Origin of the sequence: Sinomonas terricola, assembly GCF_034931225.1 — a bacterium.
GTDB lineage: Bacteria > Actinomycetota > Actinomycetes > Actinomycetales > Micrococcaceae > Sinomonas > Sinomonas terricola.
Map to the genome: position 1 here is coordinate 26492 of NZ_JAYGGQ010000004.1, position 12802 is coordinate 39293.

19 protein-coding genes are annotated in these 12802 nt (G+C 67.0%); 3 read left to right on the top strand and 16 right to left on the bottom strand.

Features of this window, described 5'->3' with window-relative positions; translation table 11 throughout:
- Window positions 1–245 precede the first annotated feature (245 nt).
- The 14 genes from SPF06_RS07105 to SPF06_RS07170 all read right to left on the bottom strand — a co-directional run bounded on the left by SPF06_RS07105 (window position 246) and on the right by SPF06_RS07170 (window position 9427).
- Complete coding sequence (locus SPF06_RS07105; protein ID WP_323278329.1) at window positions 246–599, bottom strand: HNH endonuclease; 354 nt, start codon at window positions 597–599, stop codon at window positions 246–248.
- 641 nt (window positions 600–1240) lie between these two features.
- The gene (locus SPF06_RS07110; protein ID WP_323278330.1) at window positions 1241–1732 is read right to left on the bottom strand and encodes a hypothetical protein; all 492 of its coding nucleotides are present in this window, start codon (window positions 1730–1732) and stop codon (window positions 1241–1243) included.
- Between the two features lie 125 nt (window positions 1733–1857).
- Complete coding sequence (locus SPF06_RS07115) at window positions 1858–2910, bottom strand: HNH endonuclease (protein ID WP_323278331.1); 1053 nt, start codon at window positions 2908–2910, stop codon at window positions 1858–1860.
- Between the two features lie 58 nt (window positions 2911–2968).
- Entirely contained in the window at window positions 2969–3529 is a 561-nt protein-coding gene (locus SPF06_RS07120) for a hypothetical protein (protein WP_323278332.1), read from the bottom strand.
- Window positions 3526–4617 (bottom strand): hypothetical protein, encoded by a 1092-nt coding sequence (locus tag SPF06_RS07125; RefSeq protein WP_323278334.1) that lies wholly within the window; start codon window positions 4615–4617, stop codon window positions 3526–3528. The genes SPF06_RS07120 and SPF06_RS07125 overlap by 4 nt, the downstream gene beginning before the upstream one ends.
- The gene (locus tag SPF06_RS07130; RefSeq protein ID WP_323278335.1) at window positions 4614–4874 is read right to left on the bottom strand and encodes a hypothetical protein; all 261 of its coding nucleotides are present in this window, start codon (window positions 4872–4874) and stop codon (window positions 4614–4616) included. Before SPF06_RS07130 ends, SPF06_RS07125 begins: the two co-directional genes overlap by 4 nt.
- A 73-nt stretch (window positions 4875–4947) precedes the next feature.
- A complete protein-coding gene (locus SPF06_RS07135) occupies window positions 4948–5214 on the bottom strand; it encodes a hypothetical protein (RefSeq protein WP_323278336.1) in 267 nt (88 codons plus the stop codon).
- Window position 5215: 1 nt separating this feature from the next.
- Entirely contained in the window at window positions 5216–5953 is a 738-nt protein-coding gene (locus SPF06_RS07140) for a hypothetical protein (protein WP_323278337.1), read from the bottom strand.
- Window positions 5950–7407, bottom strand: a complete 1458-nt coding sequence (locus tag SPF06_RS07145; protein WP_323278338.1) for a ParB/RepB/Spo0J family partition protein — start codon at window positions 7405–7407, stop codon at window positions 5950–5952. Before SPF06_RS07145 ends, SPF06_RS07140 begins: the two co-directional genes overlap by 4 nt.
- Window positions 7404–7886 carry a hypothetical protein gene (locus SPF06_RS07150; protein WP_323278339.1) on the bottom strand — a complete coding sequence of 161 codons (483 nt, stop codon included), beginning with the start codon at window positions 7884–7886 and terminating at the stop codon, window positions 7404–7406. The genes SPF06_RS07145 and SPF06_RS07150 overlap by 4 nt, the downstream gene beginning before the upstream one ends.
- Complete coding sequence (locus SPF06_RS07155) at window positions 7883–8188, bottom strand: hypothetical protein (protein WP_323278340.1); 306 nt, start codon at window positions 8186–8188, stop codon at window positions 7883–7885. Before SPF06_RS07155 ends, SPF06_RS07150 begins: the two co-directional genes overlap by 4 nt.
- Window positions 8185–8772: a hypothetical protein gene (locus tag SPF06_RS07160; RefSeq protein ID WP_323278341.1), complete on the bottom strand. Its 588-nt coding sequence runs from the start codon at window positions 8770–8772 to the stop codon at window positions 8185–8187. Before SPF06_RS07160 ends, SPF06_RS07155 begins: the two co-directional genes overlap by 4 nt.
- Window positions 8769–9053 carry a hypothetical protein gene (locus SPF06_RS07165; RefSeq protein ID WP_323278342.1) on the bottom strand — a complete coding sequence of 95 codons (285 nt, stop codon included), beginning with the start codon at window positions 9051–9053 and terminating at the stop codon, window positions 8769–8771. The genes SPF06_RS07160 and SPF06_RS07165 overlap by 4 nt, the downstream gene beginning before the upstream one ends.
- Window positions 9050–9427, bottom strand: a complete 378-nt coding sequence (locus SPF06_RS07170) for a hypothetical protein (protein ID WP_323278343.1) — start codon at window positions 9425–9427, stop codon at window positions 9050–9052. Before SPF06_RS07170 ends, SPF06_RS07165 begins: the two co-directional genes overlap by 4 nt.
- 100 nt (window positions 9428–9527) lie before the next feature.
- On the opposite strand from SPF06_RS07170, the gene SPF06_RS07175 reads away from it, so the two are divergent.
- Window positions 9528–10121 (top strand): hypothetical protein, encoded by a 594-nt coding sequence (locus SPF06_RS07175; RefSeq protein WP_323278344.1) that lies wholly within the window; start codon window positions 9528–9530, stop codon window positions 10119–10121.
- 669 nt (window positions 10122–10790) lie between these two features.
- Here the strand turns inward: SPF06_RS07175 and SPF06_RS07180 are convergent.
- Window positions 10791–11063, bottom strand: a complete 273-nt coding sequence (locus SPF06_RS07180) for a helix-turn-helix domain-containing protein (protein ID WP_323278345.1) — start codon at window positions 11061–11063, stop codon at window positions 10791–10793.
- A gap of 78 nt (window positions 11064–11141) precedes the next feature.
- On the opposite strand from SPF06_RS07180, the gene SPF06_RS07185 reads away from it, so the two are divergent.
- Both SPF06_RS07185 and SPF06_RS07190 read left to right on the top strand, forming a co-directional pair.
- Complete coding sequence (locus SPF06_RS07185; protein ID WP_323278346.1) at window positions 11142–11447, top strand: helix-turn-helix domain-containing protein; 306 nt, start codon at window positions 11142–11144, stop codon at window positions 11445–11447.
- Window positions 11444–12238, top strand: coding sequence for a hypothetical protein (locus SPF06_RS07190; RefSeq protein ID WP_323278347.1), 795 nt, complete (start codon window positions 11444–11446; stop codon window positions 12236–12238). Before SPF06_RS07185 ends, SPF06_RS07190 begins: the two co-directional genes overlap by 4 nt.
- On the opposite strand, the gene SPF06_RS07195 is transcribed toward SPF06_RS07190, so the two are convergent.
- The gene (locus SPF06_RS07195; RefSeq protein ID WP_323278348.1) at window positions 12235–12792 is read right to left on the bottom strand and encodes a phosphatidic acid phosphatase; all 558 of its coding nucleotides are present in this window, start codon (window positions 12790–12792) and stop codon (window positions 12235–12237) included. The two genes, SPF06_RS07190 and SPF06_RS07195, sit on opposite strands and share 4 nt — an antisense overlap.
- Window positions 12793–12802: the final 10 nt, after the last annotated feature.

A 12802-nucleotide genomic window follows, 5' to 3' on the forward strand; every position in this document is an offset into this window, starting at 1 on the left:
TCCGGTCGGGGAGGCGCCTGCTTTGCCGTGGCGGTATGGGATCGGGCCGACTTCTGACGAGTTATCCACGACTACCCCCGTCCTTGATCGAGTTTCGACGAGAACGATGCAGCTTTTCGTCGAATTCAAAGGGCATCTGGGCGGGGCGAGCGCGGTCGAATTTACCCTCTTCGCGAGGGCGCTACCCCGGATAATTCGGGGGGAGAAATTTTGGAAGACGCGCGGGTCTTCCGCGCGGCGGATTCCTAAAAAACCCGGCCGCTCTCAGGGCGAGGCTCGGGCCGGAGCCTCGACGCCGGCCGCGGCTGCGGCTCGCGGGCATTCTTCCGGGCGGCCCGCCGGCGCGCGTTCTCCTTGCGGGCGTTGCACCCGAGGTGCATGGGCTGCAGGTTCCACGGCGCTGTCGGGTGGCCGCCGTCGGCGAGCGCCACGATGTGGTCAAGCGACGGCCCGAGCGGGTGGCGCGGCCTCAGCCCGAACTCGATCGGCTCACCGCACCACGCGCACACCGAGCCGGGCGGACAATGAAGCGCGACGAGCCGAAGCCACGGCCTGCCGCTCCTGCCCCGCCTCGGATCCCACTCCGACAGGCGAGCCATCGCGCCACCTCCCGGACATGCCGAAGGCCCGGACCAACCGGCCGGGCCTCCCGCGGTGACACTGCACCACCATCGAAATCGAAGTTACAGCGCGTCAAGTACCATTCCTCGGCAACTCTCGATTCCGGGCGTGTCGTCAATCGCTGTGCGCGACAACGCAGGCTTCGCGTGGGGTGCGAATGGGATCGGTCTTCCGTTCATCGGTGAAGTTCCACTGGCAGGTGCACCCGGCGGCCGTCGCAGCCTCGGGGCATTCCCGGCCCGCGTTGAGGTCTCGCGCATAAGGGACTCCGCAGACTTGGCATCGGCTCGCTTGACCGTCGGTCGAGGGCATCCACACATGTGCCAGTTCGCTATTGATCATCGCTCCGCCTTTGCATTGGTACTTCGAGTGTGGACACAATCATCGCGCCGGCAACCGGGCTAGAGGCCTGATCCGGGCATGAACTTTCGCTAAGTGTCGTTCAACGGTATTCGCCTTGTGCCCGGGACAAGATGCCACGACGTCCGAGAGCAGATAGAGCCGCGGCCTGCTCCCTTTGGCCGATCGCCAGCCATCCCGTTTCGCGACCTCGCGGATCCACCTGGCCGACCACCCGGTGAGAAGTCGCACAGACTCAATGTCAACCCACGCCGACGGCCTAACCACGGCGCGCTCTCGCATGCTCGATCCATCGGTCCACGGGCGGAACGCTGTCGAGTCGGCCGGCCGCGCGCGGGATCGACCGCCACGCCTCCCAGACCTCGACCAAGCTGTCGGCCGTGAATCGCGGCTGCGGGTGCGTGGTCAGCCAAGACAAATGCCATCGCCCAATCTCCCCCGCGACAGCTCCCGAGTCCTTGCCACTCGCGATCCTAAGATCCGGCCGGTCCTCAAGGAAGTGAGACGCGAGCGCCGAGACCGCCGCCTCGACCTTCACCGTGATGTCTACGGTCGCGAGCTCCACCGGCACCGCCGGATCCACGCTCTTGCCCCCGACTTGACCGCCGGTCTTCGACGGATACAGCAAGTCCTGGAGAGCCGGCCACGAACGCCCGATGCCGATCAGCGCCGTCTGGACGTCGTCCCGGCACCGCCAACACAGCCACGACCCGCGCTCGGCCTGCACCGGTCCGTCCTCGTGATCGGTCACGCACCAGCCCGAGAACCGAACAAGCCGGCGTGCCAGCTCGTACGGAACCATCCGGACACGGCCGTCCACCACATGCGGGTACTTCTTGGCTAACCACCAGTTGGCAGGAAGCCTCACCGCCCCTGTCACTTCTTCCTCCTCGATCTAGGCCTAGAACGTCTTCCGGTGCGCCCCTGAGAGCGAGCTGGGCTCCTCCCCTTCCCATCCAGACCAGACTCGACCTGACCCGTCCCGTCCCGACGCGGCTTGGTCCGGGACACCTCCGATCTGCCCGAACCTGCCAGATCCGCGCGGCCGGGCACTGCTTCCGTCGCCGCATTCGAGGCCGGACATGCTTCCGTCGCCTCGCTCTTGCCCGGGCCGGGTGCTGCTTCCGTCGCCTCCGGGTGCTCGACCGCTGGGCCCGGGATGGGTGGCGCGGGCGTGATCGGGCCGGGTGCTGCTTCCGTCGCCTCGATCGCGTCCGCGCTGCCCATGCCGTTGGCCTGCGCGGGAGCTGGTCTGGTGTAGGTCGGTTCGACGTCCACGCCGTGGCCGGCGAGGAAGTCAGTCGTCTCGGGCCCGTACAGGGGCTCGGTTGGGGCCGGGATCGTCTTCCACACCCGGTCAGCGTCGTCCTGGCGCCGCCCGTTGCACTCGCGGCACGAGACGACGTACGTCTCAAAGGTCGCGGCCTTGCCCGGGTCTGCATGGTCGTAGGTGCCGGATCGGCCCGAGCGACGGTCTTTCCACGACACCGTCTTGCCGCAGTAGCGGCACGCGTCGCCGTCGCGGAGACGGACCGGAACCGTAAGAGACGGGTCCCGGGCGTCCTTCTTGCGCTGGTTCGTCCACGCCCGCTCAGCCTTGAGGATCATGTGGAACAGATCCTCGTCCTCGACGAGCTTCCACGCCGGCCGCTCCGTGCCGTCCTCATCCCGGATCGTCGTCTCGAACCAGTACCCGCAACGCTTGGCCGCGGCCGCAAGCTCGAGGTACCGGGAATGCGAGCCCGCGAGAGCGCGCGCGGTTCCCACCGTGACGACGTAGTCGAACTCGTGCGCTGCGCATTGCGTAGCGCACCGGGCGACGAACCCGAACAGCTCGTTCAGGATCCGGTCATCAGCCTCCGGCAGTTCTAGGGCGTTGAGGACGATCGGATGATTCGCCGCAGCATCGCTCTGTTTCAGCCACGGCATCCGTCTGGTCCTCCTGAATCTCCCTGTTTACGAGCGCTCTTGTTTTGTCGTTCGCCATTTACTCATCACCGTCGTCCACAAAGCGGTGGCCGGTGAAAAGGTTCATCACTTCGGCGCCCGTGTACCAGCGTTTCTCTGCTGCAGATTCGGCAGCGTAAACAGGCTTCGTAAACCCGGTCAGAGTAGTGAAGTAGGCGGTCGTTCCTGTCGCGCGGGTCTCTGCCCTGAACGGCGTTCCGAGAATGTCTGGCAGGCGGAACGGCATGAAGTTCTCCTTCACGATCGCCTCTATCGCGAAGTATGAGGCTGCTGCCGTCTCGTATTCGAGATCCTCGTTGACCACAATCTCGACGATTCGAGCGATCGCGCTTTCCTGGGGAACCGCCTGCGCGCGCTGCTCCACGATGAGGGCCTCGGTCACGGCAGCACTGACGGCAGCGTCGAAATCCCTCCTCGGTACGACGTTGAGCGCCTTGTAGACCTCCTCAGCGTCGAACTCGGCGGTGACGTCCCCGCGGGGATTGATGGACGCGTCCTCGAGCAGGTGGACGCCGATCGGACCGTCGTGGTAGCTCAGGTCGATCGTGGTGTCGTTGAAGGTGCACTTGATCTTGGTCATGCTGCGTCCTGTCTCTGGTAGGTGGCTGGTTGTTCTCCGGTGCGCAGCCATGTGGCGAGGTCGCGCCTGCCTGCGCGGTAAAGGATCCGGTCGAGGTCGCGCGGGTTGCGGCCGGTCCGGTGGGCTACCTCTTCGGGGCTGGCTCCCGTGGTGAGCATGTGCTCGATGTCCTCGACGAGCTCGGACGTGTGCGCACTTGTCCTCATCGTCTGCTCGGTCCCGGTGGGCGAGGCGGCCGGGTCGTCGATCGTGTCGTCATCCCACGCCATGGGCGGCGCCCAGCCGCGAGCTGCGGCGTGGTTGCGGGCCCTGCTGGCGCTGATCCGCTCGAAGTGGCCCTCGGGTTCGTGGGGGACGTTCCAGAGGCGCTCGTACAGGGCTGCGGCCTTCCTCGCGGTTGCGGCCGTGACCTGGGGATGCCTGCCGATGGGGCCGGCCATGTTCGCCCGGTCTATGCCGAGCATCTCGCCGAGCCGACTGACGCTGTACCCGATCGAGACCAAGGCCTGGAGGCGCCGGTGCGTGCCCGTCGCGTCGACCAGGGCCCCGTCGGCTAAGGCCGCTGTCCCGAGCGCGACGGCGAGGAGCCGGTCGGCGACGTCTCGCTGGCACCGCTCGCGGGGGCCGATGCCTTTCGATGGCACGCCGTAGAGGAGCTTCGACAGTGTCCCTGTCGAGACGCCGGACAAGGCCGAGACGCGTTTGATGCCGATCCCTGCGGCCATGAGTCCCTGAACGTGTTCGCGCACGGGCGCGGCCGGGACGCGGCCGCAGTCGTACCGGCCGTAGAGCTTGGCCCGCGCGCGGGCGCGTTCGGCCGCGAGGTTCGCGTCCGTGCACGGCCGGCATCGGCACTTGTCCCGGACGTACATGGTGCGTGTGCCGTGCTCGTGCCGGGCGCGCTTGCACTGGCATTCCCGTTTGACGCCCTCGCGGATGCGGCGTTCGGCGACGCGCTCGGCCCTTGCCTTGCGCTCGAGGGCGGTCGCGCACCGGTGCAGCGACTGCCCATACTCGGCGGTCGCGCGCGATTTCGAGGTCGTCGTGTGCCCGCACTCCTCGCAGGTGATCGAGACACGTGTGCTCATCGGGACGCACCATCCGGCAGGCCCTTGCATTCATCGCAAAGTTCGCCGATCGAGTCGCACCAGGAGCACGTGGACCGGACGAGCGCCCGCGAGCGCACGAATTCCTCCCGGCGCCTGGCGATGTCGGCGGCGGTGGCGAGCATGGTCCGGGTACTTTCGTCGCCGGTCGCGACGGCGGCCGCCTGGTGCGCGGCCGTGGCCTTGTGTCGGAGCTCGACGATCCACGCCGTGAGCTCGGTGTCGGTCAGGGTGCTCAATCGGAGCACCTGCATTCGCCGGTCTGCTGGTTGATCACGCCGCCGCAGGAGCCGCAGAGCTCGATGTCGGGGGTCATGCGACGGCCTCGATCCTGCGCTCGGCGCGGTGGGCGCCCGCGATGGTCCCGCCGAGCTCGATTGCCTCTTCTCGGTCTTTGAACGAGACGCCCGCGTAGATGCCGCTCATGACGTCGGGCTCGAGCCACATCACGAGCTGCCAGAGGCCTTCGGGGTTGCGGCGGACGCCGGCGCGGGGCCAGGTCCGTTCGTGGCTGGCGCTGAACGGCATGAGGTGCCGGTACTTCTTGAGCACGCGCTGCTTGTACTCGGACCGGGCCATGTCAATGCGCCTCCTGCCGGGTTTTCCCGGCCCCGTGGTCGCGGAGCGGGACGAGGCGGTGCATCCAGCCGTGGCGGGCGATCACGGCGTCCTGGGCGATCTCCGTCTCGTCGCCGGAGCGGATCGGCATAAGGATCCCGAGGAAGCTGTCGCCGCAGGAGATCAGGATGCGCCGCTCGTCAGCGGTCGGCTCCAGCATCAGCGGCGCCCGATAAGCCTGGGCCGCCGTCGTGAACCACCTCACCACCGCCCCGGCGACCGCGAGGCGGGCCGGGACCACCGAATCCGCCGTAAGGCACTCGAGCAACATCCGCGCAAACCCGACCCGGTACTCGTCGCGCGTCTCCCGCGGGACCGTGAACGCCTTCCCCGGAAACAGGCCCGAGACGTCCAAGACGCTGACCTTGTCCTCGGTGACCGTGATCCGCAGACACTCCCCCACGCCCTCCTCCGACGCGGACGTGCCGCCGGACTTGAACACCGTCAAGAGCTCCTTCGCGGTGGCCGGGGACAGGTCGAAGCAGTCCGTGTCCGGGTCCCCGGTCAGGTCACGGTGGTCCCACATGGACACCACTGCGTGGCCGAGGCTGATCGTGTTCGCCCCGGTGACGAGCAGGTTCTCGTCCGTGGCCACGAAATGCAGAACCGCGAGCGCCGGGTACGCCTCGGGGTCCGCCACGTGCGGGAGGCAGGCCTGGAGCGCGCGGCGGAGATCGAGGGTGTTCACGTCAAGGATCACGACTCGTCACCTTCGATCTCGGCCTCGGCGTCGGTCTCCGAGCAGACGCATCCGTCGATCTCCTCGCCGCAGTCGACGCACCAGTTCTCGTCCTCGTCGGCGTCCTGGGCGGCCCGTTTGGCGACGTACTCAAGGGCTTCCTTCTCGATGTCCGACCAGACGTATCCGAGGACGTTCTCGAGGGTCTCGCGCCACTTCTTCGAGTAGTCGCCCGAATAGATGCCTGTGCCCCACCCGTCGAGACGCGAGCCATAACTGACCTCGCCGCGGAGCTGCTTCTCCTGGCGCCCGAACCTCGCGATATGCCGCAGCACCGCGAGCGCCTCATCCGGGAGGCCGCAGAGCTTTTCGCGGAGGACTTTGCGGCTGTCGCTGCCGGACTCGATTCCGAGGACCGCGAGCGCGAAGGGGTTCGGATCCTCGACGAGGATCTTCATGAGCTCGTCGACGTCGCGGCCCTTCGCCCATGCCTTGAGAGTCGCCGGCGGCGAGAGGACAGCTTCGCGAACGAATTCGTCGCGGACGTGGGCGGCGACTTCGAGGCCCGCGACAATCCGGTCCTCGGCTTCTTTGGCTGCGGCCTGTTCGGGGGTTTCCTTCTCGGCCTCGTCCCATTCCGTGGGGCGGGGCGCGATCCAGTTCACGTTCCCACCTGACTGCCGGTCGACGACGGCCTTGTGGCCGGCAGCGATGTGCTGCTCGACGGTCCAATCCTCGAAGTGCTTGCGCGCGTTCCAGTCGCCCGTCGACACGAGGCGCTGGTCGCGCATCTCTTCCCAGTCGGGACGGCTCTCGAGAAGCTCTGCGCCGGCCTTGCGCAGGGCGGCGACCGTCTTCGGGATCTTGGCCTGGACCTCGCGGGCCGTGCGGTGGTTCTCGACGGCGTGCTTCCAATTCCAGTGGTCCCCTGCGACTTCGATGAGTCGGGCGATGATCGCCTCGTCGCCTTCGAATTCGGTCAGGACGAGGGCCTGTTCGATCGTGAGCGTGCGGTCCTCGAGTTTGGCTTTGGCTTTGTCGCCGAGGCGGGCGATCTTCGCTCGGCCGCGGACGAGCTCTCGGGAGCGGCCGATGTTCTCGGCGATCGTCGCCTCGTCGAGGCCGAGGTCGAACAGGCCCTGCACGGCCTCGGCTTCCTCGAGGACGGTGAGGTCGCGGCGGTGGACGTTCTCGACGAGCATGAACTCGATCTGTGCTGCCTCGGTGGTGAGGTCGTCGCGGATCATGCACGGGACCATGCGGAGCTTGGCGAGCTTCGCGGCCGCTCGGCGCCGGTGACCGCCCAGCACGAGGTACTTCGTCCGGTGGCCGGGCTTCGGGACCACGGTCAGGGCCTGCTCGATGCCCTTGGCCTGGATCGACATCGCGAGCTCGGCTAGGTCGCCCAGGTCCTTCCGGGGGTTCTTCGGATGCTCTTCGAGCCTTGCGAGCTCGATCGTCTCGAAAGTGGTCATCTGGCTTGTGCCTCCTGGGCATCGAGAGTCTGCAGGTGTCGGATACGCGCGAGCAGGAACCGGGCATGATGGGCCGCGCGGTCGAGCTCGCCGTTCTCCAGCGCGTCCCCGACCGCGTCGTACGCGTCGTGGGCGGCGTCGGACGCTGCCGCGAACTCGGCGTCGCCACCCTGCGGGGTGTCATCGAACCGCTCTTCGGGGAACGGGAGCAGGGCGGCGTCGGCCTCCGGGTTTCGGCCGGTGCCGAGATCGAACACATCGACCTTCGTGGGCTGGGCTGGCTTCTCGTTCACGGTGGGCCTCTCCAGATCGAGGGCGACGCCGACGACCGCGGCGGCCATGAGGAACGCGCCGAACGCCCAGGCTCCGTTCAGGGTCCCGGCCGCGGCGATGACAACGAACGCGCCCAGCGTGAAGACCGGCGTGTAGACGAAGGCGAGACGGCGACGCCGCGCGATCGCGCGGGACGGGGAGCTCACAGCAGTCCCTCCTGCGCCGTCTGGGCCGGGACCGGGTCGTTCAAGAAGTAATGCGCCCGCTCCACACCGTTGACGAAGATCGACCCGTCCGCCTTCGTCGACCCGTTCGCCTCGATGTGCTTCGGCGACGGATCAATCCGGATCTCCGCCGTCGGCCACACGCTCCGGCAATACGCCTTCAACTGCGTCGCGAGCTCGGCCGGCTTGCCCGACCGGTACGACAGCGCCGCGCGCTGCCGCAGCGGCCGCTCCCCGATCGGCTGGATCGTCGCGTCCTTCCGCACCCGATACGGCCGACTCACGCGCCCCACCTCGCCCGGAGTGCCCGAGACGGGGCCGCCTCTTTGGCCCTCGCGACGTCGGACGGCGACGGGACACCCGGCACCAGGATCACGCTCGAGATGCGGCCGCCGGCGGATGACACGCTCGGCTCCGGCTTCAGCGGCTCCGATAGTGGGGAAGGCGCCGGGATGGGCTCTGAGAGGGGCTCCGCGGGCCGCTCACTGGCCACCGCGGAAATCTCATCGACGAACGTGACGTCAGGCTCCGGGCCCCGGACGCCCGGGGCGACACTGCGCAGCCGCTCGTACGCCCCCTCGAGGTCCGAGACCAGGGACTGGATCGCCATCCGCAGCTCCCCATGGCAGCCCTGGAGATGATTCACCGCGAGGATCGCGTTTCCAGTCCCGTCGAACTGCCGCACGGTGATCAGCGCCGCGCGGGTCCGCTCCGCCGCCTTCACTGCATCCGACAGGAGCGCCGCACGACGGGACTCCTCAGTCTTGAGCCTCGACGGCACCAAGGCGGACGACGGCGTCGGCTCGGCATTCGACTCGGGGTGAAGATCGTCCCGGTCCCAGCACCCGAAGTACAGGTTCCGCATCACGCCACCACCTTCAGCCAGCTGGGCCCCGCCGTCTCGTGGAGCTCGCCGTCGGGCTTCGTGCTGCCGGCGATCCTCTTTACGGGAGCGGTGACCTCAACCCAGAGGCTGTTGCCAACCTCGGCGACCATGACAATCGGCTCGCTTTCGCCCGTCGGGCGGCAGCCAAGCCCAACGACGTCGTCAACCCAGCGGAGCTCGGCCTCGACAAAGAGGTCAGCCGTGCCCGTGTCGACGTCGGCCACCTCGTACATGGCCGCATACACGAGACCCGCGGCGCTCACGACGCCTTCCCCGGACCTGCGAGAGAGAAGTCGTCGCACGTCGCTACGAGCGATCCGGCGAACGCGTCGAAGACGCTGCCCACAGCTTCAATCGCGTTCTGAACGGCCTGGACGATGGGGCGGTAGGCGTGGACCAGCGGGCCCACGAGTGCGCCATACCGGTAGACGGCGAGCGCGAATTCCCGGTCGAACCGCTCGTAGTCACTCGCGACGTCGGCGCGGCGGAGGTAGAGGGCAGCCAGGTTCGGCTGACCCGTGCGCAGCGCGCGCTCCGCGAGCCCAATCAGCTCGCGAGAGGAGCGCGACGGCCTCGGCTCATCAGGAACCGTGATCCAACGCCCCGGACGCGGGACGGTGTTCTGTACGATGGACACAGGACTTTTCCTTTCGTGGGGAGATTTCCTTAGCCCTCAGCCGCTGCAACGGCTGGGGGCCTTCTTCGTGGGGACAACAGCAAATGGGGGGACTTCCCGGATGGACCTGACCAAGTTCGGACAGTTCGAGCTCAAGGACCTGATCACCGTCGCGATCGCCATCGTGGGCCTCGCCCTAGGGCTCTGGAACGCGTGGGGCAATTGGCGCGCGCAGCTCAAGGAACAAGCCGAGTTCGCAGCCGAGATCGTGTACGGGGTCACGGCCGACGGCACTAACTCGTCCGGCACCGCCGACCAGGTCTCTTGGCTTGTGCTGACCAATATCGGCAACGGCCCTGCCTATGCCCTCCGCGCCCAGCACGACGTCGACCCGCGCCATCTCCTTGGGATCAACGACACCGTCCAAGGACCGATGAAGCCCGACGAGACCATAGGCTTCTCCTATCAGCCCGGCGCCGTCCGCCCCGAGGGGGGCCAACTCGCAAACCACTCCACTGAGCTGACCATCACGTGGAAAGACAGATTCGGCATCGCCCGAGCCCAAGTCTTCGCATTCGCCTCGATCCCCAACCGGCGAATGAGCGATGGGGAGAAGCCCCCCAAGGTCATACATGCGACGGGGCGCATCGGGGCCGTCAAATGGCTCGACCAGCACTGGCTCCGAGCCCGCTGGGTCAACCGGTTCGAGGACTGAATCAACGACTGCGAGCGCCATAGCGAGCCTCCGACCGCTCAAAGCGGCGCCTTTCCCGCGCGAGACGCCGCATGAACCGGCGATGCAAGAACTCCCGGCCCGCCTCCGACGCGAAAAACGCGTTCACAACCGCCACCACCAAGCTCAGGACTGCCAAGCCCGTCACGATGTCCGAGAACGAGATCATCCGCGTCGACCCCCGCCCAAACGCTTTAGGAACCGGCGGTGCTCCAGGTACGTGACGGTGCCGAGAACCACCGATGCCGCTCCGACAAGTAGCGCCGCAACGCCTACGGCCAAGGCGACTACAAGAAATCCATCCATGTGAACCGAGGACTCCCTTCGGGTCCGTCGCCCGGGCCGCTGCAACGGCCCGGACGTTTCCTTTGATTTCGTGGGCGTGATGCCCGGCGCGGACCGCGGCTTGGGGGGAAGCTGCACGGGCCGCGCCGGGAGTTCTTATGCCGCGCTCGCTTGGGGGTGTCGGACCGGAGAGAGGAGGCTGATGACGCGATCCATCTGCTCTCGCGTCAGCCGTGGCATCGACGCCACGGTCTCTTGCACGTGATCCCCTTGGGAAGCGGCAACCAGGCGCTCGAGGCGTGCCCTGAACTCGACTGTCTGGGTCCTCGGGTCTTCAGTTCTCATCGGGTGCGATGGGCGCGGCTGTCAGGCGACGCGAGTGATGACTGGCGACGGCTGGGATGGGAGTAAGGCAGTCGCCCGGGCGAGAAGGTCGGCCGGCGACGCCTCGAGGAACTCTGCGATCGCGTACAGCTCGTCGACGTCGAACGCCTTCTTGCCGCCGCTGAGACGGCGGGAGAGGGTTGCGCTCGGAATTCCTGTTGCTTCGGAGAGAGCCGTGTCGGTGATCTTCCGCCGCGCGAGCGCCTCCCGCACGACGGCCGCAACGGCCTGAGTGGGGGTTGATGGTGTCTCCATATGGAAGACATTAGCCTCCACTTGGGGACGGGTCAAACAGGCGCTTGCATGTTTCCATTTTGTGCTACATTGCTCCACATGGGAACGAATAGCCGAGAAGTCGGGACATTTGGCCGAGCGGTCGCCGCGGAGCTGAGAGCCGAACTCGCACGCAAGAACGTGTCGATGCGACGGTTCTCGGTCGAGACCGGCCTCCCGCTCTCAACGTTGCAGAAGACCCTCGCAGGAACGCGCGTCGCTGACGTCGAAGACCTTTACGCGATCTGCGCCGGGCTTGGCATCGACCCCGACGAGATCTTCCGGCGCGCCCAGGCGGAGCTCGATGCCGCCGACCCTAATAGGCGCAAGGCCCACGCCGAGCGGAAGCGGAGAATGCTCGGATGACCGCTGGAATCGTGGCGCAGTGGTCAATGCTCGCCCTGTACGTGCTCGCGACGCTCACCCGACTCCCCGATGCGATCCGCGGCGTCAACCGCTCGATCTTCATCTATTTCCTCATGGTCTCCGGAGCGATCGCCCTTTCGCTCCCAACGTTCTACCTCCCGATTGATGGACTCTTCGGCGGGCAGAACGTGACCAACCTGATGCTCCGCTTCCTCAACTTCGGCGCGTGCCTCGTCATCGGCAGGCGCATCGCCGAGGCTTACGACTCGCCGCTCGCCGAAAAGGCCATCCGCGGCCCGGCCGGATGGATCGCGTTCGGAGTTATCGGTGGCCTCATGACGGTCTTCTTCGTGCTCAGCGACACTCTGGGGTCCGCCGCTGGCCTGGCCGGCCTCCGACCCCAGGAGACCCTCGTAATCTACTCGTCCCTCGGGTACCTCTTCCCCGCCTATGTCGCAGTGTGCCTTCTGGGGCCCGTGTTCAGCGACGTCACCTGGGGCGACGAGAGCGGCGCCAACAAGGCCGCGTCGTGGCTCATGCTCGCGGGGCTCGCCGGCGTTGCGGTCCAGCCCATCCTCTACACCGCGTGCATGGCTGCCCCGAGCCTCAGCCTCATTCAGCTGCTCACGGCCTTCTTCAGCCTCGGCCTCATCGGCATCGCACTCACCGTGATGTGGCTAGCCAACCGGAAGTGGTTCCCCGCCCACAAGTCGGAACCAGACGGCATCCGACCGGTCCTGCGGCTCGTCGGCCCCATCGGCAGTCCCGCCGAGGAACTCGCAGACTCCTAAGCCCAGAGCAGGAACGGCGCGACAACGACGGCTCCTGCAAGCGCGCCGGCCCACGTCTGGGCGGCCGTGTGATCCCCGAGCCGGATACGCGACCATGCAACTGCCGGTATCAGTGCCAGCGAGAATGCCCACCATGGGGACACGCGGACCGCTAGGGCAAGCGTGACGACGGCAACTACAGCGATGTGTATCGAGAGCTTCCAGAAGGCGTTGACGACGCCGACAACGATCATCCCCAAGGAAACGGTCAGGAGACCGGCGATCACGAGCTCGGGGGCGTGGATGGCGATCAGGATCACGAGCCCAATCAGGGCGGAGGCCAGCGAGGCAATGAGGATCGGAAGGCGTTGGGCACGGTCGCGCACGTGGTGACCTGAGACCTTGCCGGCGCGCGCTGCGACATAGATTCCAACGAAGGGTCCGATAGCGCCGAAGAACGCGGCTACCAGCCCTGCCCACCATGATCCGGCGATGATTCCCAGGACGATGAGGAACGAGGCTGAGAGCACGGCTGGCGAGAAGATCTCGGTCAATGCCTTAGCGACTGACTGCACCCGGCTGAGT